Raw genomic sequence first — 22,490 nt, 5'->3', positions numbered from 1 at the left:
CGCGATAGTGTGACGCACGTTTCCGCGTGCACAGACGCCGTGGGCGTGTGCCCGTGTGCGCCACGCGGAGTCCAGTGAGGAGTTGAATCGCACGTGGAACGCACTCTCGTTCTCATCAAGCCGGACGGCGTCCGTCGCAACATCGTCGGAGAGGTCATCTCGCGCATCGAGCGCAAGGGCCTGAAGATCGTCGCGATGGAGCTGCGCACGCTCGACGCCGACACCGCCAAGACCCACTACGAGGAGCACTCCGAGCGGCCGTTCTTCGGTTCGCTGGTGGAGTTCATCACCGGTGGTCCGTTGGTGGCACTGGTGGTCGAGGGCGAGCGCGCGGTGGAGGCCTTCCGTGCCCTGGCCGGCGCCACCGACCCGGTGACCGCCGCCCCCGGCACCATCCGGGGCGACTTCGCCCTGGAGGTGCAGCAGAACATCGTGCACGGCTCGGACTCCACCTACTCCGCCGAGCGCGAGATCAAGCTGTTCTTCCCCGACCTGGGCTGAACCCGGTCGGACGCCGAACACCGAAGGGCCGCCCCCGCGGGGGCGGCCCTTCGCGGTGTCCGAGGGCGGGAATCCGGCCGAACCCCGGACGCGGTGAGGGGGCCGCGGTTACACTTTCCTCTCCGCGCGGCCCGGTCCTCGGTGCGGGGGCTCCGAACCGGTTCGATCCGCATGCGTTCGCGGCGTTATCACCGGACTTTCGCGCGTCTCGCGGACTCCGGAGACAATAATTCGGTGTGTTTGCGTAATCATGTAAGTGCGTACCGTTACGATACGGGAGACTGGATACCTATCGTGCCGGAACGACTACGTATGGTCGCCCTGTGTAACCACGTCCGACACGGCGCCTCTGAGGACGTTACATGCCGAACAACCTTGCTTTTCTCGGCCGGGACATGGCCGTTGACCTGGGAACCGCCAACACGCTCGTGTACGTGCGTGGTCGCGGCATCGTCCTGAACGAACCCTCCGTCGTCGCACTCAACACCTCGACGGGCAAGATCGTCGCCGTCGGCATCGAGGCCAAGCAGATGATCGGCCGCACGCCGACCAACATCACCGCCATCCGACCCCTGAAGGACGGCGTCATCGCCGACTTCGAGATCACCGAGCGGATGCTGCGCTACTTCATCCAGAAGATCCACCGGCGTCGCCACTTCGCCAAACCGCGCATCATCGTCGCGGTGCCCAGCGGGATCACCTCCGTGGAACACCGCGCGGTCAAGGAGGCCGGTTACCAGGCGGGCGCGCGCCGGGTCTACATCATCGAGGAGCCCATGGCCGCCGCCATCGGCGCCGGGCTCCCCGTCCACGAGCCCACCGGCAACATGGTGGTCGACATCGGCGGCGGCACCACCGAGGTCGCCGTCATCTCCATGGGCGGCATCGTCACCTCCCAGTCCATCCGCGTCGGCGGCGACGAACTCGACCAGGCCATCATGACCTTCGTCAAGAAGGAGTACTCCCTGATGATCGGGGAGCGCACCGCCGAGGAACTCAAACTCGCCATCGGCTCGGCCTACCCGACCGGCGCCGAGGAACTCCACGCCGAGGTGCGCGGCCGCGACCTCATCAGCGGCCTGCCCAAGACCATCGTCATGTCCGAGTCCGACGTCCGGCAGGCCATCGAGGAACCCGTCATCGCCATCATCGACGCGGTCCGCGCCAGCCTCGACAAGTGCCCGCCGGAACTGTCCGGCGACATCATGGACCGCGGCATCGCCGTCACCGGGGGCGGGGCCCTGCTGCGCGGCCTCGACGAACGGCTCCTGCACGAGACCGGCATGCCCATCCACGTCGCCGACAACGCCCTGGACTCGGTCGCCATCGGCTCCGGCACCTGTGTGGAGAACTACGAGCGCCTCCACCAGGTCCTCGTCCCCGAACGGCGGCGCTGATGCTGCGCGACACCCCGAGGTCCCGGATCGTCCTCGCCGTGCTGGTCGCCCTGTCGGTGATCCTCCTGGTCCTGGACGGCCGTTCCGGCCGGAACCCGTTCACCGCCGCGGCCCGCGCGGGCGGCGAACTGGTCTTCGCTCCCGCCGCCGCCGGGGTCGGACACGTCACCGCGCCCGCCGCCGACCTCTACGGAACCCTGCGCATGGCGCCCCGGTCCGCCGATCGGATCGCCGAACTGGAGGAGACCAACGCCGAACTGGAGGAGGAGCTGCGGGCCGCCCGCCTCGACGAGGGGCGGGCCGAGCAGCTCGACGCACTCCTCCACCTCTCCGGCCTGGGCGGTTACGAGATCGTCCCGGCGCAGGCGGTCACCCGCACCACCTCACACGGCTACGCCGATGTCGTCACCGTCGACGTCGGCACCGAGTCCGGAATCGGTACCGACATGACCGTCGTCAACGGGGCCGGCCTCGTCGGCCGCGTCATCGAGGCCGGGCCGCGCACCGCCACCGTGCTCCTCGCCACCGACGTCACCTCGGCGGTCGGCGCCCGGCTGGAGTCCACCCGCAAGATCGGCGTCGTCACCGGCGGCACCGTCCCGGGCGGCCCCAAGGCCGACCTGACCCTCGAACTGTTCGACATGGAGGCCCCCGTCGAGGCGGGCGACCGGGTGGTCACGCTCGGCTCGCACGAAGGCGCCCCCTTCGTGCCGGGGGTGCCCGTCGGCACCGTCGAGGACGTGCAGGCCGCCCCGGGCGCGCTCAGCCGCATCGCCCGTCTGGCCCCGGCCGTCGACTTCGCCTCCCTGGACCTGGTCGGCGTCGTCGTCGCCGGTCCCGCCGAGGACCCGAGGGACTCCGTGCTCCCGCCCAAGCCCGACGCGCCGGAGAAGGAGAAGTGACGATGAGGTCCGCGCTGACCCTGCTCTCGGTGACCTTGATCGTGCTCGCCCAGACGGTCGTCGTCAACCGACTCCCGTTCGGAGCGCTGTCCGACGGCGGCCCCGGACCCGACCTGGCCGTGGCCGCCATCGTCGCCATCGCCCTGACCACGAGCCCCGCGGCCGCCGCCGGCTGGGGCTTCGGCATGGGGTTGGCCCTGGACGTGCTGCCCCCGGCCGACCACGCGATCGGCCGTTACACGCTGGTCCTGTGCCTGGCCGGCTACCTGGTGGCCCTGGTGCACCGCAACACCGGCGCGCCCGGCGCCGTCTCCGGCCGCACCTCCCGGTGGTTCGCCGTGGGCGTCGTCCTGGTCACCTCGGCCGGGGTGGGCCTGGCCTACGCCGGCCTGGGCCTCTTCGTGGGGGACCCGGGGACCGGCCCGGCCGACATCGCCGTCACCACCGTCGTGGGGAGCGCGCTGACCCTGCTCGTGAGCCCACTGGTCACCCTGCCCCTGTTGTGGCTGCGGGAACTGATGGTCGACCACGAGTTCGCCACCGTCCAGGGACCCATGTCCCCCCGGGGGTGGTGACCGTGCACCGACCGCCGACGGACCCCACCCTGCCCGGCCCCCGCATGGGGCGGGCGGGCCTCGTCATCGCCCAGGTCCTCGTCGTCGCCCTGTTCGCCGTCCTGGGCGCGCGCCTGTGGTACCTCCAGGTGCCGATGGCCGACCACTATCGCGACCTGGCCGTCGCCAACCACCACCAGCGTCTCGTCGTCCCCGCCACCCGGGGCCAGATCCTCGACGCCGCCGGACGACCCCTGGTGAGCAACCGCACCGAACTCGTCGTCTCCGCCGACTACCACGAGATCATGGGCATGAAGGACGGCGGGGAGAAGGTCCTCACCGACCTGTCCGAGACGCTCGACGTTCCGGTGGAGGAGCTGCGACAGCGCATGCGCCTGTGCGGCCCCGAGGTGGAGCGACCCTGCTGGCCCGGCTCCCCCTACCAGCCCGTCACCCTCGCCGAGGACATCGATCCGGCCATCGCCCTCCAGATCATGGAGAGCTCGGACGACTACCCGGGGATCACCGCCCAGGCCCACGCCGTCCGCGAATACCCCAACGGGGCCGAGGCGGGCCAGATCCTCGGCTACCTCCAGCCCGTCACCCAGGAGGAACTGGAGGCGCGCGAGGAACTGCGCACCCAGTTCACCGGTATCGACCAGGTCGGCAGGGACGGACTGGAGGCGATCTACGACTCCGAGCTGCGCGGCACCGCCGGTGAGCGCACCTTCGGGGTGAACAACCACGGCGAGGTCATGGACGTCATCGCGGACCGGCCGCCCCGGGCCGGGATGCACATCATCACCCACCTGGACACGCGCGTGCAGAAGATCGCCGAGGAGGCGCTGGCCTCCGGCATGAAGGCGGCCCGCCCCCGGTACAAGGCCGACTCCGGGGCCGCCATCGTCCTGGACGTGCGCACCGGAGGCATCGTCGCCATGGCCAGTCTGCCCACCTACGACCCCGCCATCTGGCAGGGCGGCATCGATCAGGAGACCTTCGACGAACTGCTCAGCGCGGAGGCCGGGGAACCGCTGCTGTCGCGGGCCGTGCAGGGCCAGTACCCGCCCGGTTCCACGTTCAAGGTCTCCTCGCTGTCGGCGGCCGTCGAGAACGGCTACTCGCTGCGCAGCACCTACGCCTGCCCCGGCTCGGTCAACCTCGCCGGACAGAACTACGCCAACTACGCCGGCGGCGGGCACGGCACCATCAGCCTCCACAAGGCCATCGTCGTCTCCTGCAACACGGTCTTCTACAACTTCGGCTACCAGCTGTGGGTCAAGGACGGCGGCCTCGAACCCGAGGGCGAGCCGAAGGAGGCCATGTCCGAGATGGCCCGCGGGTACGGCTTCGGCGCCCCGACCGGCATCGACCTGCCCTACGAGACCGGCGGCCGCATCCCCGACCGGGAGTGGAAGCGCACCTTCTGGGAGGAGACCCGCGAGAACAACTGCCGTCGCGGCGAGGAGGGCTACCCGGAGGTCGCCAAGACCAACCCGTCCCACGCCTCCTACCTCAAGCGCCTGGCCTACGAACAGTGTGTCGAGGGGTTCCAGTGGCGGGCCGGCGAGGCCGTCAACTTCTCGATCGGCCAGGGCGACGTGCTCGTCAGCCCGCTCCAGCTGGTCCGCGCCTACTCCGCCATCGCCAACGGCGGCACCCTGTACGAACCGCGTGTGGCCCGAGCGCTGGTCTCCGCCGACGGCGAGGTCGTCCAGGAGATCGAGCCCGTCGTCGCCGGGAAGGTGCCGGTCAAGGACGAGACCATCCGCTACCTCCAGGACGCCCTGGAGGAGGTGACCAAGTCCGGTACCGGACGCGGCGCCTTCGCGGACTTCCCGCAGGACAAGGTGTCCATCGCCGGAAAGACCGGTAGCGCCGACGCCCAGAACCGACAGGTGTCGTCGTGGTTCGTGTCCTACGCGCCCGCCGACGATCCGCAGTTCGCCGTCGTCGTGTTCGTCTCCCAGGGCGGCACCGGTGGTACGACCTCGGCGCCCATCGCCCGGAAGATCTACGACGGGATCTACGGGTTCGGCGAGGGCGACGCGGCCGAGCCCGCGCTGCCCGACGGCCGGCCCCGCGCCGAGCTGCCCACGGTGCGCCCCGACGGTTCCATCGACCCACTGGACCGGTGACCCATGACCGTACACTCGCCCCGCGCGCGCGGGATCGACCTGGGCCGCACGGCGGTGACCGCCGCCGGCGCCGCCCGCAGGCTGGACTGGGTCCTGCTCCTGGCGGTGATCGCGCTCTGCGCGATCGGCTCCCTGCTGGTGTGGTCGGCGACCCAGCCCGGCGACGGCGGGAACCCGCTGGACGCCACCGAGCACCTGCGCAAACACCTGATCCACCTCGTCGTGGGGTGGGCGGTGTGCCTGACCGTGGCCTCGGTCGACTACCGGTCTCTCCGGGCGTACGCGCCCATCGTCTACGTCGTCACCCTGGTGGCCCTGATCCTGGTGCTCACACCGCTCGGCGCCGTCATCAACGGCTCGCGCGGGTGGATCGTCGTGGGCGGCTTCCAGTTCCAGCCCAGTGAGCTGGCCAAGGTCGGTCTCATCCTGGTCCTGGCCACCCTGCTGGGCGAGCCCCGGGACGGCGAGGTCCGGCCGATGACGCGGGACGTGCTGTTCTGCCTGCTGGCGCTCGCCCTCCCGCTCGCCCTGGTGATGCTCCAGCCGGACCTGGGCACCACCCTGGTGCTCGGCGTCATCTTCCTGGGGATGCTGACCCTGTCGGGCGCACCCGTCTTCTGGGTCGTCGGGATGCTGCTGGTGGGCGTGGCCGCCGGGTTCTGCGTGTGGTGGTTCGACATGCTGGAGCCCTACCAGCTCGACCGCATCGCCACCCTCGTGGACCCGTCGGCGGACCCGCAGGGCGCCGGCTACAACGCCAATCAGGCGCTCATCGCCGTGGGGTCGGGCGGCTTCGACGGGACCGGCCTGTTCCACGGCGAGCAGACGCACGGCCGGTTCGTGCCCGAACAGCACACCGACTTCATCTTCACGGTCGCGGGGGAGGAGCTCGGGTTCGTCGGGGCCGGTCTGGTCATCGGCCTGTTCACGGTGATCCTGTGGCGGATCCTGCGGATCGCCCGGGGGTGCGACCAGCCCTACCCGCGCCTGCTGTGCGTGGGGGTGGCCTCCTGGTTCGGCTTCCAGACCTTCATCAACATCGGCATGGGGCTGGGCATCGTCCCGGTGACCGGTCTCCCGCTGCCCTTCGTGTCCTACGGCGGTACGGCGCTGCTGGCCAACCTGCTGGCGCTCGGGCTGGTGCTGGGCGTCAACTCCCGGGACCGGGGGTTCGAATAGGGATCTGTGGAGAACCCGTGACCGGAGGGTTCCCGCAGGTAGCCTGAAAGGGCAGTGAGAACGCCGTCCGCCGATCGGAAGCCATAGACCCATGACCGTCGAAAGCCTCTTCCCGCGACTGGAACCGCTCCTGGCCCAGGTGGCCAAACCCATCCAGTACGTCGGCGGAGAGCTCAACTCCGTGGTCAAGGACTGGGACGGCGCCCGTGTGCGCTGGGCCCTGATGTACCCCGACGCCTACGAGGTGGGCGTGCCCAACCAGGGCGTGCAGATCCTCTACGAGGTCCTCAACGAGCGCGAGGGGGTGCTGGCCGAGCGCGCCTACGCGGTCTGGTCGGACATGGAGGCCCTCCTGCGCGAGCACGGGATCCCCCACTTCACCGTGGACGCCCACCGCCCGCTCGGCGCCTTCGACCTGCTCGGCGTCAGCTTCGCCAGCGAGATGGGCTACACCAACCTGCTCACCGCGCTCGACCTGGCCGGCATCCCGCTGCGCTCGGCGGAGCGGCGCGAGGGACACCCCATCGTCCTGGCCGGCGGGCACTCGGCGTTCAACCCCGAGCCCATCGCCGACTTCCTGGACGCCGTGGTGCTCGGTGACGGAGAGGAGATCAGCCTCGCCATCACCGAGATCGTCCGGGAGTTCAAGGACGAGGGCGAGCCGGGCGGCCGCGACGGACTGCTGCTGCGCCTGGCCGCCTCCGGCGGGGTGTACGTGCCGCGCTTCTACGACGTGGCCTATCACGAGGACGGGCGCATCGCCTCGTACACGCCGAACCGGCCGGGCGTGCCCGAGACGGTCCACAAGCACACCGTGATGGACCTGGACCGGTGGCCCTACCCCAAGAAGCCGATCGTGCCCACCGCGGAGTCGGTCCACGAGCGCTACAGCGTGGAGATCTTCCGCGGCTGCACCCGCGGCTGCCGCTTCTGCCAGGCCGGGATGATCACCCGGCCGGTGCGCGAGCGCTCCAAGGAGACCGTCACCTCGATGGTCGAGGAGGGCGTGAAGAACTCCGGGTTCCAGGAAGTGGGCCTGCTGTCCCTGTCCAGCGCGGACCACAGCCAGATCAAGGAGATCGCCAAGGGCCTGGCCGACAACTACGAGGGCACCAACACGGGGCTGTCGCTGCCCTCCACCCGGGTGGACGCCTTCAACATCGACCTTGCCGACGAGCTCACCCGCAACGGCCGTCGCTCCGGACTGACCTTCGCACCCGAGGGCGGCAGCGAGCGCATGCGCCGGGTCATCAACAAGATGGTCACCGAGGCCGACCTCATCCGCACCGTCACCGCCGCCTACGCCTCCGGGTGGCGCCAGGTCAAGCTGTACTTCATGTGCGGTCTGCCCACCGAGCGGGACGAGGACGTGCTGGCCATCGCCGACCTGGCCACGGAGGTCATCCGCGCCGGTCGCCAGGTGACCGGACGCAAGGACATCCGCTGCACGGTCTCCATCGGCGGGTTCGTGCCCAAACCGCAGACCCCGTTCCAGTGGGCGGGCCAGAGCCCCTACGAGGAGGTCGACGCCCGGCTGCGCAAGCTCCGCGACCGGCTCCGCGCCGACCGCACCTACGGCAAGTCCATCGGGCTGCGCTACCACGAGGGCCGTCCCTCCATCGTCGAGGGCCTGCTCTCCCGGGGTGACCGCCGGTTGAGCCGGGTCGTCGAGGAGGTGTGGCTCGCGGGAGGCCGGTTCGACGGCTGGAGCGAGCACTTCTCCTACGAACGGTGGATGAAGGCCGCCGAGCTCGGCCTGGCCGATCAGCCGGTGGACGTCGACTGGTACACCACCCGGGAGCGGGACGAGGACGAGGTCCTGCCCTGGGATCACCTGGACGCCGGGCTCGACCGCTCCTGGCTGTGGCAGGACTGGCAGGACTCCCTGCACGGGGATGAGTCGGTGGAGATCGACGACTGCCGTTGGAGCCCCTGCTACGACTGCGGGGTGTGCCCGAGCATGGGCACCGAGATCCAGATCAACACCCCGGCGGAGGGACGCCCCATGCTGCCGCTCACCGTGCTCTGACACCGAACGCGCCCGAGCCGGGACGAGGAAGGTCGCCCCGGCCCGGGCGGGCCGTGCACACGGGCGGTGATGGTGCCGAGCCCGGTCGGCTCCGTCCCGGCGAGGGCGATGTCGAGCGCGGCGGTGTTCTCCGCCGGCCGTTCGACGTCGCCGGTGTCGGGGATCGGACGGCGACGCCCCCGGCGGGCGGCCGTCACGTCGTATCCGCCGCCACCGGCCGGGTCGCCTGACACGACGACGGGACCGCCGCCCCGGGACGGCTCCCGCGTGCCGCGTGCCGCGCGGGGACGCGCCCCGATGCGACGGCCGCCGAGGTCGAGGCGCCGAAGGACGGCCGCACGGTCCGGGAGCGGGTGGGGGCCGACCGCCATGGCGAGGTCCCGGACGTCATCGCCCGAGTACGGACCGGGCACGGGGCGGACCCGACGAGGAGGGCCACGGACGCGCGGTCACGGTGGTCCTCGACGGGCCGGCCCTCGCGGGCGGGTCTCAGACCGTCCACTCCGCCCGGTGGTCCGGGTGGTTCGAGTAGGCCCCGGCCAGAGCGCCCAGCACCTGTCGGGCGAGTTCGCCGTCGAGCCGTTTGCCGGAGAACCGGGTGTACTCGTCGACCTCCTGGATCATCCGGCGGCGCAGGGCCACCTCCCGCAGCACCCGTTCGGGGTGATGCCGGGCGATGTGCCCGGCCGTGTCCGGGGAGTCACCGGCCTCGACGACCGGGGCCCCGGCACCGTCGAGCACCTGCGCACCCTCCCCGTCGACGTGCCACGCCCCGGGACGGGCCTTGCGGGCCACGGCCTGGTCCTCGTCCAGGCGGGCGTTGAGGAACTCCACGATCGTCATGCTCGTCCCCGATCTCCCCAGGTGGGGGTCCGTCCGTGTCATCGCCCCGACCCTAGTGCCGGCGTGTGCGCCCCGGACCGGAGCCGGTGCCGGGGTGGCGGAGGGGGAGGGGTAACGCGCCGCGTCGTTCCAGTTCGGCCGGCGAAGGGCGGATTCTTACCGGTACGGACCCCGACGGCCTGGCCGGTTCCGGCCAGGGGCGCGGAGAAGCGAGGAAGGAGAACGGGGAGGGGCGCACGGAGGGGCCCCGGGGGTGATGGAGTACGATGCGCGGTCCGGGCGCCGTCTCGACGGCGGTCCTCGACCCTGTGAGGGGAGTGCCCGGGAGAGAAGGTGTACGGCCCGGCGCCCCGCTCGCGCCGGGCCGTACGTGTAATAGGACTCGCGGCCGCCCGAGGGGGTTGCCATGGGTTCGGGATTTTCTTCGGATTTTTTTTCCGGAGCCCCGTGTTCTGAAGGTGAACAGGGGTTCAGCGTCCACGATCTTCCCAAGGTGGTCCGCTTCGAGTCCCATCGGGACTTTTCGAGCGCAGGTCAGTGGGGCAGATACCGGATGCGTGGTCCTGTTCGGACGCACGTGCAACGGAGCGCTCGCCGGTTCGCCGGTCCATGTGCACCACCGCGCACCGTACGCTGAACAGGACGAGGAACAGTCCCTCGCCGGTCGCCCCGCGACCGCTCAGAGGGGCACGAGGAAAGGAGTTGAGCTGCCCCCCGCACCCGAGGGCACCACTTCACCCTCCACCGCCGTACCCGGACAACGGCTTCGCGTCCGCTACGCCAAGCGCGGACGCATGAGGTTCGCCAGCCACCGGGACATCGCCCGGGTGCTGGAACGTGCCCTGCGTCGCGCGGACGTGCCCGTGGCGTTCTCCGCCGGCTTCTCACCCCACCCGAAGATCTCCTACACCGGCGCGGCCCCCACCGGGGTCGCCAGCGAGGCGGAGTACCTCGAACTCACCCTCACCGAGGCGCGAGAACCCGATCGGGTCGGGGACGACATCGACGCGGCCATGCCGGACGGCATCGACGTCGTCGAGGTCGTCGAGGCCCGTCGGCCGGGGTTGGCCGATCGGCTCCAGGCCTCCGAATGGCGGGTGGAGCTGACCGGTGTCGGTCTTGAGGACGCGGAACGGGCCGTGCGGGTCTACCTCGCGGCCGAGAGCGTCGAGGTGGAGAGGATGACCAAGAAGGGCCGTCGCCGCTTCGACACCCGACCGGCGGTGGTCGGCATCGACGTGTGTCGTGGTTCCCATGGGCGTGCCCCGAGGGATCAGGACGACACATATGCCATACTTCGGATGGTCGTACGGCACACGACACCTGCTGTACGACCGGACGACGTGCTGAACGGACTCCGCCACGTGGCCGACCTCGCGCCGCCGTCATCACCGATGATGACCCGGCTGGCGCAGGGGCCACTGGACGAGACGACAGGTGCGATCGCTGACCCGCTCGCCGCGGACCGAAACGACTCCGGACCGGCGGACGACGCCGATGAGCGGGGCGACAGCGCACCACAGCCGTCGGCGTCCATGACGGGACCGCGCTGATGAACGGTCCCGAAGCGGGGAACGTGGGCGCCACCACAGGACTTTGCCCCGACGGTGCTCCGGCTCCGTCGGCGCTGAAACTGCGACGACAGTTCTCGTGAGCCGCGCCGCCGACCGAGAGGTCGCGGCGCGCCCGAGGACTTTGACGGGAGACCGCCCGGATGCTCGACAACGAGCCCAGCAACGGTGCAGACGACACCGTGGGTACAACTGAAACGACCGAAACGAGGGCGGCCACGCCCCCCACGGGGGGAGGCGAGGTGCGCGTGACCACGCCCGCGCCGGCCAAGGGCGTGCGCCGCGCCGCAGGACCGCCCCCCGAACCCGACGACGTGTTCGTGCCCCCCACCAAACCCGTGACCACGCTCGCGGGCTCCGGTGAGGGCGGCACGGTCAAGGTCACCTCCGCCACACCCGTGCGCCGACGCACGGTGCGGGTGGAGGACCGGCCTCCGGCCGAGCCGGTGAAGAGGACCGTCCTGGCGGCGGAGGCCGAGCCCGAGCCCGAGAAGAAGCCGCGCACCACCGCCCGCCGCGCCCGCGCCGCCGCGCCCGACGACAAGGCAGGGGCCCCCGAGGCCACCGGGCCCGCCGCCGACGCGCCGGTCGAGAAGGAGACCCGGACCCGCACGCGCCGTTCGCGCACGCGCGCCGCCGTCACCCCCGAGCCCGAGGCGCCCGCGACCCCGGACGCCGACGAGGAGACCGAGGAGTCCGCCGTGCCCGGGGGCTCCGTCTTCCAGGCGCCCTCCATGCTCTTCCAGCCCCCCGTGGTCACCGCCGCCCCGACGACGTCCGTGCCCTCCCGTGTCGAGGACGAGGAGATCGACGAGGACGACGACGAGGAGGAAGAGGAGACCGCCGAGGCCACCGGCGACGACGAGACCTCCGAGGACCGGCCCAGCCGCCGTCGCCGCCGCCGCGGCGGCCGTGGCCGCGGCCGCTCCCGCTCCGGTGAGGAGGGCGACGACACCGACGCCTCCACCGAGGAGACCGAGCCCGTCGCGGAGGAGACCTCCGCCGAGGACGAGGACGAGGCCGACACCTCCGACGAGGGCGAGCGTTCCGGCAGCCGCCGGCGCCGTCGTCGGCGCCGCCGCTCCGGTGGCGCGAGCGGTGACGCCGTCACCGACGACCCGCCCAACACGGTGGTGAGGGTCCGCGAGCCACGCCCGGACAAGCCCATCGAGGACGAGGTCCAGTCCGTGCGCGGGTCCACCCGCCTGGAGGCCAAGAAGCAGCGCCGTCGCGAGGGCCGCGAGCAGGGTCGCCGCCGCGCCCCGATCGTCACCGAGTCGGAGTTCCTCGCCCGCCGTGAGGCGGTCAAGCGCGACCTGGTGATCCGCCGCACCGGTGACCGCACCCAGATCGCCGTCCTTGAGGACGACATCCTCGTCGAGCACTACGTCGACCGCGCCACACACCGCTCCTACGTGGGCAACGTGTACCTGGGCCGGGTCCAGAACGTGCTGCCGTCGATGGAGGCCGCCTTCGTCGACATCGGCAAGGGCCGCAACGCCGTCCTGTACGCGGGCGAGGTCAACTGGGACTCCTTCGGCCTGGACGGTCAGCCCAAGCGCATCGAGTCGGTGCTCAAGTCCGGCCAGTCGGTCCTGGTGCAGGTCACCAAGGACCCGATCGGCCACAAGGGCGCCCGCCTGACCAGTCAGGTCAGCCTGCCCGGCCGTTACCTGGTGTACGTGCCCGGCGGTTCGATGACCGGTATCAGCCGCAAGCTCCCCGACAAGGAGCGTGCCCGCCTCAAGCAGATCCTCAAGAAGGTCATGCCCTCCGGCGCCGGCGTCATCGTGCGCACCGCCGCCGAGGGGGCCAGCGAGGAGGAGCTGGAGCGCGACATCTCCCGTCTGGCCAACCAGTGGGAGTCGATCAAGCGCAAGTCCAAGTCGGCCAACGCCCCGGCGCTGCTCAACAGCGAGCCCGACCTGACCATCCGGGTCGTTCGGGACGTGTTCAACGAGGACTTCTCCAGCCTGGTGGTCTCCGGTGACGAGGCCTGGGACACCGTCCACGACTACGTCGAGCACGTGGCGCCCAACCTCGCCGAGCGCGCCTCGCACTGGACCGAGGACCGCGACGTCTTCGCCGCCTACCGGATCGACGAGCAGATCAACAAGGCGCTGGACCGCAAGGTCTGGCTGCCCAGCGGTGGTTCGCTCGTCATCGACCGCACCGAGGCGATGACCGTCGTCGACGTCAACACCGGCAAGTTCACCGGTCAGGGCGGAAACCTTGAGGAGACCGTCACCAAGAACAACCTGGAGGCGGCCGAGGAGATCGTCCGCCAGCTCCGGGTGCGCGACATCGGCGGCATCATCGTCATCGACTTCATCGACATGGTGCTGGAGTCCAACCGCGACCTGGTGCTGCGGCGCATGCTCGAATGCCTGTCCCGCGACCGGACCAAGCACCAGGTGGCCGAGGTCACCTCGCTGGGCCTGGTGCAGATGACCCGCAAGCGGGTCGGCCAGGGTCTGCTGGAGGCCTTCTCCCACACCTGCGAGCACTGTAGCGGCCGCGGTCTGGTCCTGTCCTCCGACCCCGCGGAGGGCAAGGGCGGATCCGGTAACGCCAACGGCGGCGGTGGCCGCAAGAAGAAGGGCAAGGCCGACAAGGGCAAGGCCGAGGCCGAGCAGTCCGAGGCCGCCGTGGCGGAGGAACCCGTCGCGGAGGAGCCCGAGCCCGTCGTGGAGGCCGAGGTCCAGGCCCCGGAGCAGCCCGAAAGGGCGGCCGAGGAGCCGACCGAGAAGCCCGAGCCCAAGCGGACCCGCAAGCGGGCCTCGCGGGCGCGCAAGACCACCGACGACAAGCCCGCCGAGGAGACCGCGGAGGTCGCCCCGGCGGAGTCGGAGCGGTCGGCCTCCGCCTCGGAGGCCCCGGCCGCCGAGGCCGCCACGGAGCCGACGGCGGAGGAGGCCCCGGCCGAGGAGCCGGCGCCTCGGCGCACACGGCGCACCGGTGCCCGTCGGACCGCTCGCGCGGCCGCCGAGGCGACCGGTGACCCGGAGGCCGTGACCGAGACCACCGCACCGGCGGAGGGCGACGAGGAGGCCGCCGAGCGGCCCAAGCGTCGCCGCACCCGGCGGACCAAGGCGGCGGCATCGTCCACCGCCGTGGACGCCGGCTGAGCCGGAGCGGGACGTGGGCCCGGTCCGGGTCGGGATGTGATCCCGGCCCGGACCGCGGCACGTGTGCAGGCCCGTGGCGGGTCGATGGTAATCTGATGGACGGTGCGTCGGCGCGCTCCGAGTGATCGCGCGCCCCGACACCAAGTGCTCTCACGCAGGGTTTGTTTCCCTCGGATCCCCGCGCCCCGCTACAGGCAACAGTGGATCGTGGAACGAGGGCTCCCCAGTCCCACCTGGGTAGTCCTCCCGGCCGAGACCCGTTTCGGGCCACGGCCGGACCCGGACCCCGAACACATGTCTCGGGGATGGCCCCGAGCATTATTCGTTGAGCGAGCAGGAAGAGAGTTACGCGGTGTACGCGATCGTGCGAGCGGGCGGCCGTCAGGAGAAGGTGTCCGTCGATGACGTCCTGAACATCGACAAGGTCTCGGCCGAGACCGGCGCCACCATCACGTGGCAGCCCATTCTCGTCGTGGACGACGACAACGTCGTCAGCGACGTGGACAAGCTGAGCGGCTACACGGTCACCGCCGAGGTTCTCGGCGAGACCAAGGGCCCCAAGATCAACATCCTGAAGTACAAGAACAAGACCGGTTACAAGAAGCGCCAGGGTCACCGCCAGAAGCACACCCAGGTCCGCGTCACCGGCATCTCGGCGAAGTAGGAGGATCTGAGAGATGGCACATAAGAAGGGCGCATCGTCCAGCCGTAACGGCCGCGACTCGAACGCCAAGCGCCTGGGTGTCAAGCGCTTCGGCGGGCAGGCCGTCCAGGCCGGTGAGATCCTCATCCGTCAGCGCGGCACCAAGTTCCACCCCGGCGCCAACGTCGGCCGTGGCGGTGACGACACGCTGTTCGCGCTCGTCGCCGGCCAGGTCAAGTTCGCCAACTTCCGCGGCCGCAAGGCCGTGAACATCGTTCCCGCCGCCGCAGAGTAGGGCCGCGCACGAACGTTGTGGTTTTTTCGGAGGCGGGCCAGGGAACACTGGCCCGCCTCTCGTGTTGTCACCAGATGACGCACGCATTCGATCGGGTCGCCCCTGCGGGGCGACCGCGCAGTGACACTGAGGAGAACCATGCCCGACTTCGTCGATGAGGCGGTCTTGCACGTCAAGGCCGGGAACGGCGGGCACGGTTGCGCCTCCGTGCACCGTGAGAAGTTCAAGCCGCTGGGCGGCCCGGACGGCGGCAACGGCGGCCGGGGCGGCGACGTCGTCCTGGAGGTCGACTCCCAGGCCGCCACCCTGCTCGACTTCCAGCGCCGCCCGCACCGCAACGCCCAGAACGGCACCCCCGGCATGGGCGGCCACCGCAGCGGGGCCAACGGCTCCGACCTGGTCCTGTACGTGCCCGACGGCACCGTGGTCACCCGCGTGAACGGCGAGGTCATCGCCGACCTGGTCGGCCACGGTACCCGCCTGGTGATCGCCGAGGGCGGCAGCGGCGGCCTGGGCAACGCCGCCCTGGCCTCCAAGAAGCGCAAGGCCCCCGGCTTCGCCCTCAAGGGCGAGGAGGGCGAGGGCTTCGACGTGCGCCTGGAGATGAAGACCATCGCCGACGTCGGCCTGGTGGGCTTCCCCAGCGCCGGCAAGTCCTCGCTCATCGCCGCGATGTCGGCCGCCCGGCCCAAGATCGCCGACTACCCCTTCACCACGCTCGTCCCCAACCTCGGCGTGGTCGAGGCGGGCACGGTGCAGTACGTCATCGCGGACGTGCCCGGGCTCATCCCCGGCGCCAGCGAGGGCAAGGGCCTGGGCCTGGAGTTCCTGCGCCACATCGAGCGCTGCTCCACCCTGCTCCACGTCCTGGACTGCGCCACCTATGAGCAGGGCCGCGACCCCATCAGCGACCTGGAGGCCCTGGAGGCGGAACTGTCCGCCTACGGGGAGAACACCGGCATCGACCTGTCCGACCGCCCGCGCCTCGTCGCCCTCAACAAGGTCGACGTGCCCGAGGCCCGAGACCTCGCCGAACTCGTCACCCCCATGCTCGTGGAGCGCGGCTACCGGGTGCTGAAGGTCTCCGCGGCCTCCCGCGAAGGACTGCGCGAGCTCTCCTTCGCCCTGGGCGAGCAGGTCTCCGCGGCCCGCGACGCCGCTCCGCCCGCGGAGCCCACCCGCATCGTCATCCGACCCAAGATGATCGGCGACGTGCCCTTCGAGGTCGTCCCGCTGGGGAACAACGCCTTCCAGATCCGCGGGGAGAAGCCCGCCCGCTGGGTGCGCCAGACCGACTTCTCCAACGACGAGGCCGTCGGCTACCTCGCCGAACGCCTCAACCGCCTGGGCATCGAGGAGCAGCTGGCCAAGGCCGGCGCCACCGAGGGCGCCGAGGTCCACATCGGTACCGAGGAGGACTCCGTGGTGTTCGACTGGGACCCGTCGATGGACGCCGAGGCCGTCCCGTCCGGCCCGCGCGGGACCGACGCCCGGCTGGGCTGAACCGCGCGGGGACGCATCGCCCGGCCGAACACGCAAGACGGGCGCGGATCCGCCGCCCGGTCCGCGCCCTCGGATGGAAAGCCCCCTTACGGTGCACAGCGCAGAACAACTCGAAGAGACCGCGTCCCGCGAGGCCCGTGGGCGAGCGGCCGTCGCCGCCGCCCGCCGGGTCGTGGTCAAGGTGGGGTCGTCGTCCCTGACGACCTCCGACGGCCGGATCGACTCCGGCCGCATCCGGGACCTGGTCGAGGTGCTGGCGTCCCGCCGAGCCCTCGGCCAGGAGGTCATCCTGGTCTCCTCCGGCGCGGTCGCCGCCGGCATGACCCCGTTGGGGATGCGCGCCCGCCCCCGCGATCTGGCCTCGCAGCAGGCCGCCGCCAGCGTCGGCCAGGGGCTGCTGCTGGCCGCCTACACCGCCGAACTGGCGGGATACGGCATCAACACCGCCCAGGTCCTGCTCACCGTCGAGGACCTGATGCGCCGGGTGCAGCACCGCAACGCCCAACGGACGCTGCGCCGCCTGCTGGACATCGGCGCCCTGCCGATCGTCAACGAGAACGACACGGTGGCCACCCACGAGTTGCGCTTCGGCGACAACGACCGGCTCGCGGCCCTGGTCGCCCACCTGATGAAGGCCGACGCCCTGGTGCTGCTGTCGGACGTGGACGCCCTCTACGACGGGAACCCGTCCGACCCCGCCTCCCGGGTCGTGGGGCTGGTGAACGGGCCCGACGACCTGGAGGGCATCGACATCGGCTCGGCGGGCAAACGCGGTGTCGGCACCGGCGGCATGGTCACCAAGGTGGCCTCGGCGCGCATCGCCACCGAGGCGGGCGTCAACACGCTGCTCACCTCGGCCGCCAACGCCCGCGCCGCCCTGGCGGGGGAGGGCGTGGGCACGCTCTTCGCGGCGGCCTCGGGGCGGCGCCCCTCGGCCCGCCAGTTGTGGCTGGCGCACGCCACCGCCGGACGCGGCAGCCTGGTCCTGGACCCGGGCGCGGTGGCCGCCGTGATCCAGGAGAAGGCGTCCCTGCTGCCCGCCGGGGTGGTGGACGTGCTCGGCGAGTTCAGTGCCGGTGACCCGGTGGACCTGCGCGACGAACAGGGCACGGTGGTGGCCCGCGGGCTGGTCAACTACGACTCCGTCGAGGTCCCCGACCTCATGGGCCGTTCCACCCGCTGGCTGGCCCGGGAGATGGGTCCCGCCTACGAGCGCGAACTCGTCCACCGGGACGACCTCGTCGTCCTCTGACCCGGGCACCTTCCAGCGAGGTCACCGGGTGCCCAGACGCTCCTGCACGGCTCGGAACCAGGCGTCGGCGTGCGGGCACCGGCGACGGATCTCCTCCACACCGGTCAGACAGATGGCGTCGGGGCCGTCCCTGGTCTTGCGATAGGTCGGATCCAGTCTCAGGATCCGCTTGGAGGGGGCGGTGTCCGGGCCGTCGTTGACCGACTCGGGCCCTCCGGCGCTCTCGCTGAGAGCACGGAGCGAGGCGGCGAGACTCGGTTTCCCGCTGAGTTCTCCCAGGGTGTCCGCACAGGCCAAGACCCAGGTCTCTGTCTCGTGCAGGACCAGGTGGGGAAGGAAACGGGCGTCGCCCACGGCCTCGGCCATGGCGGCCTCCACATGTGCGACCCGGTCGCGCGGTGCCCCCTGCGGTCGGCTCCCCATCCCCGGCGTGTCCGACGGTGCGCCGTAGTAGTCCACCAGAGTGGTGAGCACGTGGACGGAGGTGTCGCGCAGGAGCAGACGGATGTCCCGGTCCAGCGCGCTCCAGCGACCGACACCTCCCTTGCGATCGGGACCCGCGACGGTGCGTCGCGTATTGAGGACGGACACCGTCACATAGGCGTCCGGTGAGGTGAAGTAGGGCCGCAAGGTCTCGGTCGCGAGGTTCTCCTCGGTCTGACCCTCACAGAGGATGTGCAGCCTGCGCACGTTCACCTCCGCTCGGATCGGGGGCGTCCGCCCAGGAGGTTCTTCTGCCACAGTTCGCCCAGGGAGTACTCCTCCAGCCAGGCCCGGAGTTCCTCCGGTGCGGGGCGGTGGAAGACGGAGGCCCCCGCCTCCCGTTCGACCACGATCAGCTCCTCCAACGCCACCTGGTCGATCAGGGTGACGGACTGGGTGGCGATGACGATCTGGCCGTCGACGCTCGCCGAGCGGATCATCTCGCCGAGTTGCACGATGGCGTAGGGGTGCAGGCCCAGTTCGGGTTCGTCCAGGACGATGATGCCCGGCCGTCCGGGCATGTTGAGCAGGGTGGCCAGACAGACGAAGCGCAGCGTGCCGTCGGACATCGCGCTGACGGGGAAGACGTTCTCGCTGTCCTGCTGGGTCCACCGCAGCCGCACGCGCTCGTTCTGCTCGACCAGTACGAAGTCGCGGAAGAACGGTGCGATGCCCCGTACATCGCGGAGGACGCGGTTGTAGACGCCGGGGTCCTCATCGCGCAGGCGCATGAGCACGGCGGCGAGGTTGGCGGCGTCGGGATGCAGGGTGAGGTCGTCGGCCCTGTAGCCGTTGCCCTTGACGGGGGCGTTCGCGCCGGTGTCGTGGAAGTGGAAGACACGGCAACCGGTGAGCTGGTCCAGCACGGCCTCGGAGACCTCCCGGAGCTTCCCGGAGGCCCCGACCTCACCACTCCGCACCTTCGAGAGCAGACTTTCCCTGGAGCCGCCGGTGACCGTGATCCCCGTGGGGGCGGTTCCGGCCTGGGGAGGGGCGAAGAACGTCTCGGAAGCGAGAACGAGCGAGTCGTCCGCCGTCGGGGTCAGCACCGCTTCGTAGGAGACGGGGCCGAACGACACCTTGAGACCGATCCCGTCGCTCGGCTCCGGGCCCTGGTGGAGCAGGTTGGAACCGCCACCGCTGTGCAGGGTGTGCATGCCCAGACGCCCGTCGGCGATCCTGCCGACCATTTCCAGGGCCGAGACGAAGTTGCTCTTACCCGAGCCGTTCGCTCCGACCAGGACGTTCACATTCCCCAGTTCGACGGTGGCCGAGCGGATCGAGGTCAGGCCCTCGACGGTCAGAGAGCTGAGTCTGCGGCGTTCCATAGGGCAACCCTAGCCATGGGCGAGTCGGATCGGCCCCGGTGGAGAGCCCCGGTGGCCTCATCGGGGAAGAGGCCCTGTCGGGTGATGGAGCCGGGAGACGGGTCCCGCCTACGAGCGCGAACTCGTCCACCGGGACGACCTCGTCGTCCTCTGACACGCCCCACCCGCCTCGGACCGTCATCGCGGGATCGTGAAAGGGTCCTGACAGGACTTCCCGAGGAGGGTGACACCATGCCGAGCCTGGTGGCGCGTGTGCTGGCGTTGGCGTTGCGCGTGGTGCGCAAACGCCCGATGGAGTCGGTCGAAGGCGCCCGAGAGTGGCTGCACCGGCCGAAGGAGGACCCCGCGCCTCCCCTCTGGGTCACCCAGAGACACTGGATCACCCTCCGGGAGGTCGGCGGCTTCCCGGTCTACACCGTGTTCCCCCGGGACGTACGGGAGCCCGAGAAGGCCGTGCTGTACGTGCACGGCGGGACCTACGTCAGCGAGATCTCGGCGTGGCACTGGGTGCTGATCTCCCGGATGGCCGACACGGGTTGCCGGGTGGAGGTGCCCCTCTACGGTCTGGCCCCCGAGCACACCTACCGGGAGGCCTTCCCGTTCCTGACGGAGGTCTACCGGGAGCTGTCGGACGACGTGGCGGCCGGGCGGACCGTGTTCGCGGGAGACTCCGCCGGCGGCGGTCTGGCCCTGGCGCTGGCCCAGACCCTGCCGGGGTCCGGACTGCCGGAACCGGCGCGGTTGATCCTCATCTCCCCGTGGGCCGACCTGACGATGTCCAACCCCGACATCGCCGAGGTGGACGAGCACGACCCCTGGCTGAGCCCCGTGGGGATGGTGGAGGCGGCGAAGTCCTGGTCGGGCGGGGACGACCTGGCCCTTCCCCGGCTGAGCCCGGTCTACGGGGAGCTGGCGACCCTGCCGCCCCTGGACCTGTACATCGGCACGCGCGACGTGCTGCTGCCGGACACCCGCCGTCTGCGGGACCTGGTGACCGAGGTCGGTGGCACGGTCCGCCTCAGCGAGGAGGAGGGGGCCTTCCACATCTACCCGCTGGTCCCGGTCCCCGAGGGCGGCGAGGCGCGGGCGGAGATCCTGCGGACCGTCCGGGACCTGTGAACGCCCACGGCGCCCGTCACCGGGCGCCGTGGGGCCGGATCACGTCAGCCTGCGGACCACCGAGAGCGGCAGGCGCCTCATCAGGAAGCCGATCGGCGCCCACGGCCACGCCGGCACGTAGGCCCTCACCTTGCGCTTCTCGATGGCCGCGACCATGGCGCGCACGCCCACCTCGGTGTCGACCATGAACCGGGTCCGGTGCGCCACGTGCTCGTTCATCTCCGAGCGGATGTAGCCCGGGTGGATCACCGACACGTCCACGCCCGGGACGCGCTCGGAGCGCACCCCTTCGGCGAGGGCGGACACACCCGCCTTGGTGGCGGCGTAGACCGTCATGGCCTTGCGCATCCCGCGCAGCGCCGACATCGACGAGATGATCACCAGGTGGCCGCGGCCCTGCGCTCGGAAGATCTCCAACGCCGCCTCCGTCTGGGCCAGCGCCCCCACGAAGTTGGTCATGGCGGTCTGCCGGTTGGCGTCGAAACGGCCGGTGCCCAGCGCCGCGCCCTTGCCCAGCCCGGCGTTGACCACGACCCGGTCGACACCGTCCAGAGCGGCGGCCAGTTCGCCGAACACCCGGAAGACGGCCTCGTCGTCGGTGACGTCCAAGGCCCGCAGCACCACGCGCCGTCCGGGGTGGGCGGCGGCGATCTCCTCGCGCAGCCCCTCCAACCGGTCCACGCGCCGGGCGCACAGGCCCAGGTCGTAGCCGAGCGCCGCGAACTGTCGGGCCATCTCCGCGCCCAGACCGGAACTGGCGCCGGTGATGACGACGGTGCCCTCGCTCACGCGTCCTCCCTGTCGCCGACGTGCCGCAGCATCCGCCCGGCCACGGCCCGCATCGCCCGGTCGTACAGGGGGCGCGCCAGACGCTTGCCCCAGAACGCCGCTCTGGCCTGCGCGTCGGGGATGATCAGGTGGGTGCCCCGGTCGATGGCCCTCACGACCCGGGCGGCGATGTCCTCGGCGCCCAGGCGCGACCCGTTGATGAGCCTGACGGCGCTCTTCTCCACCTCGGGGTCGCTGCCGCGCAGGGACGACGCCAGGTTGGTGCGGAAGAACGACGGGCACACCACCGACACCCGCACCCCATAGGGGCGGAGTTCGTGGTGCAGGGTCTCGCTGAGCGCCACCACGGCCGCCTTGGTCGCGTTGTAGGAGCCCATCGCGGGCGGGTGGATGAGACCGGCGGCCGAGGCGGTGTTGACGATGTGCCCCGATCCCTGGCGCTTGAACAGGGGGGTGAAGGTCCGACAGCCGCGCACCACACCGAAAAGGTTGATCTCGGTGATCCACCGCCAGTCGTCCATGTCGAGCACGTCGATGCGACCGCCCGCGGCCACACCGGCGTTGTTGACCAGCAGGTCCAGGCCCTCCCAGTGCTCTTCGACCCAGGCCAGGGCGTTCGCCCAGTCCTCGTCGGAGGTGACGTCCAGGCGCAGGTACTCCGCCTCGGCGGGCAGGCCCGCGGGGGCCTCGTCGGCCAGGTCGGTGGCGAGGACGCGGTCGCCGCGCGCGGAGAACGCCGCGACGAGCGCGGCGCCCAGCCCGGAGGCGCCACCGGTCACCAGGACGGTGCGGCGGGTGGAAGAGGTGGTCATGTCCGGCTCCGTGTTCCATCGGTT

General features: G+C 71.1%; 19 protein-coding genes. 14 read left to right on the top strand and 5 right to left on the bottom strand.

The annotated features are described in order from the left end of the window. Window positions 1-93 precede the first annotated feature (93 nt). From ndk to PWG71_RS15305, 7 genes are all read left to right on the top strand, one after another. Complete coding sequence (gene ndk / locus PWG71_RS15335) at window positions 94-501, top strand: nucleoside-diphosphate kinase (RefSeq protein WP_274810384.1); 408 nt, start codon at window positions 94-96, stop codon at window positions 499-501. A 362-nt stretch (window positions 502-863) separates the two neighbouring features. Continuing rightward, window positions 864-1,898 carry a rod shape-determining protein gene (gene mreB, locus PWG71_RS15330; RefSeq protein ID WP_274810383.1) on the top strand — a complete coding sequence of 345 codons (1,035 nt, stop codon included), beginning with the start codon at window positions 864-866 and terminating at the stop codon, window positions 1,896-1,898. After that, the gene (gene mreC, locus PWG71_RS15325; RefSeq protein ID WP_274810382.1) at window positions 1,898-2,800 is read left to right on the top strand and encodes a rod shape-determining protein MreC; all 903 of its coding nucleotides are present in this window, start codon (window positions 1,898-1,900) and stop codon (window positions 2,798-2,800) included. The genes mreB and mreC overlap by 1 nt, the downstream gene beginning before the upstream one ends. 2 nt (window positions 2,801-2,802) lie before the next feature. Further along, window positions 2,803-3,375: a rod shape-determining protein MreD gene (gene mreD / locus PWG71_RS15320; RefSeq protein WP_274810381.1), complete on the top strand. Its 573-nt coding sequence runs from the start codon at window positions 2,803-2,805 to the stop codon at window positions 3,373-3,375. A 44-nt stretch (window positions 3,376-3,419) separates the two neighbouring features. Next, window positions 3,420-5,492: a penicillin-binding protein 2 gene (gene mrdA, locus PWG71_RS15315; RefSeq protein WP_274810406.1), complete on the top strand. Its 2,073-nt coding sequence runs from the start codon at window positions 3,420-3,422 to the stop codon at window positions 5,490-5,492. Window positions 5,493-5,495: 3 nt separating this feature from the next. After that, window positions 5,496-6,671 (top strand): rod shape-determining protein RodA, encoded by a 1,176-nt coding sequence (gene rodA, locus PWG71_RS15310; protein WP_274810380.1) that lies wholly within the window; start codon window positions 5,496-5,498, stop codon window positions 6,669-6,671. A 91-nt stretch (window positions 6,672-6,762) separates the two neighbouring features. Further along, a complete protein-coding gene (locus tag PWG71_RS15305) occupies window positions 6,763-8,700 on the top strand; it encodes a TIGR03960 family B12-binding radical SAM protein (protein ID WP_274810379.1) in 1,938 nt (645 codons plus the stop codon). A gap of 489 nt (window positions 8,701-9,189) precedes the next feature. On the opposite strand, the gene PWG71_RS15300 is transcribed toward PWG71_RS15305, so the two are convergent. Then, complete coding sequence (locus tag PWG71_RS15300; RefSeq protein WP_274810378.1) at window positions 9,190-9,585, bottom strand: DUF6221 family protein; 396 nt, start codon at window positions 9,583-9,585, stop codon at window positions 9,190-9,192. A 752-nt stretch (window positions 9,586-10,337) separates the two neighbouring features. Between PWG71_RS15300 and PWG71_RS15295 the strand changes: the two genes are divergently transcribed. The 6 genes from PWG71_RS15295 (at window position 10,338) to proB (ending at window position 17,935) form a co-directional block, all read left to right on the top strand. Beyond that, the gene (locus tag PWG71_RS15295) at window positions 10,338-11,096 is read left to right on the top strand and encodes a TIGR03936 family radical SAM-associated protein (protein WP_446725032.1); all 759 of its coding nucleotides are present in this window, start codon (window positions 10,338-10,340) and stop codon (window positions 11,094-11,096) included. Between the two features lie 161 nt (window positions 11,097-11,257). Then, on the top strand, window positions 11,258-14,242 hold the full coding sequence (locus tag PWG71_RS15290) for a ribonuclease E/G (protein ID WP_274810377.1): 2,985 nt from the start codon (window positions 11,258-11,260) through the stop codon (window positions 14,240-14,242). A gap of 352 nt (window positions 14,243-14,594) precedes the next feature. Next, window positions 14,595-14,906, top strand: coding sequence for a 50S ribosomal protein L21 (gene rplU, locus PWG71_RS15285; RefSeq protein WP_274810404.1), 312 nt, complete (start codon window positions 14,595-14,597; stop codon window positions 14,904-14,906). A 13-nt stretch (window positions 14,907-14,919) separates the two neighbouring features. Beyond that, on the top strand, window positions 14,920-15,180 hold the full coding sequence (gene rpmA / locus PWG71_RS15280) for a 50S ribosomal protein L27 (RefSeq protein ID WP_274810376.1): 261 nt from the start codon (window positions 14,920-14,922) through the stop codon (window positions 15,178-15,180). A 138-nt stretch (window positions 15,181-15,318) separates the two neighbouring features. Continuing rightward, entirely contained in the window at window positions 15,319-16,683 is a 1,365-nt protein-coding gene (obgE, locus tag PWG71_RS15275; protein WP_274810375.1) for a GTPase ObgE, read from the top strand. 91 nt (window positions 16,684-16,774) lie between these two features. After that, complete coding sequence (gene proB / locus PWG71_RS15270; protein ID WP_274810374.1) at window positions 16,775-17,935, top strand: glutamate 5-kinase; 1,161 nt, start codon at window positions 16,775-16,777, stop codon at window positions 17,933-17,935. Between the two features lie 21 nt (window positions 17,936-17,956). Here proB and PWG71_RS15265 read toward each other — a convergent pair whose 3' ends face one another. Then, window positions 17,957-18,625: a DUF4276 family protein gene (locus PWG71_RS15265; protein ID WP_274810373.1), complete on the bottom strand. Its 669-nt coding sequence runs from the start codon at window positions 18,623-18,625 to the stop codon at window positions 17,957-17,959. 2 nt (window positions 18,626-18,627) lie between these two features. Continuing rightward, on the bottom strand, window positions 18,628-19,746 hold the full coding sequence (locus PWG71_RS15260) for an AAA family ATPase (RefSeq protein WP_274810372.1): 1,119 nt from the start codon (window positions 19,744-19,746) through the stop codon (window positions 18,628-18,630). Window positions 19,747-19,977: 231 nt separating this feature from the next. On the opposite strand from PWG71_RS15260, the gene PWG71_RS15255 reads away from it, so the two are divergent. After that, on the top strand, window positions 19,978-20,865 hold the full coding sequence (locus tag PWG71_RS15255) for an alpha/beta hydrolase fold domain-containing protein (protein WP_274810371.1): 888 nt from the start codon (window positions 19,978-19,980) through the stop codon (window positions 20,863-20,865). Window positions 20,866-20,904: 39 nt separating this feature from the next. On the opposite strand, the gene PWG71_RS15250 is transcribed toward PWG71_RS15255, so the two are convergent. Both PWG71_RS15250 and PWG71_RS15245 read right to left on the bottom strand, forming a co-directional pair. Beyond that, window positions 20,905-21,654, bottom strand: coding sequence for an SDR family oxidoreductase (locus PWG71_RS15250; protein ID WP_274810370.1), 750 nt, complete (start codon window positions 21,652-21,654; stop codon window positions 20,905-20,907). After that, complete coding sequence (locus PWG71_RS15245; RefSeq protein WP_274810369.1) at window positions 21,651-22,466, bottom strand: SDR family NAD(P)-dependent oxidoreductase; 816 nt, start codon at window positions 22,464-22,466, stop codon at window positions 21,651-21,653. The genes PWG71_RS15250 and PWG71_RS15245 overlap by 4 nt, the downstream gene beginning before the upstream one ends. Between the last annotated feature and the right edge of the window lie 24 nt (window positions 22,467-22,490).

The organism is Nocardiopsis sp. N85 (assembly GCF_028882275.1).
Taxonomy (GTDB): Bacteria; Actinomycetota; Actinomycetes; order Streptosporangiales; family Streptosporangiaceae; genus Nocardiopsis; species Nocardiopsis lambiniae.
The sequence above is the reverse complement of the archived record's forward strand: the minus strand, read 5'-3'. Positions and strand labels throughout refer to the sequence as shown.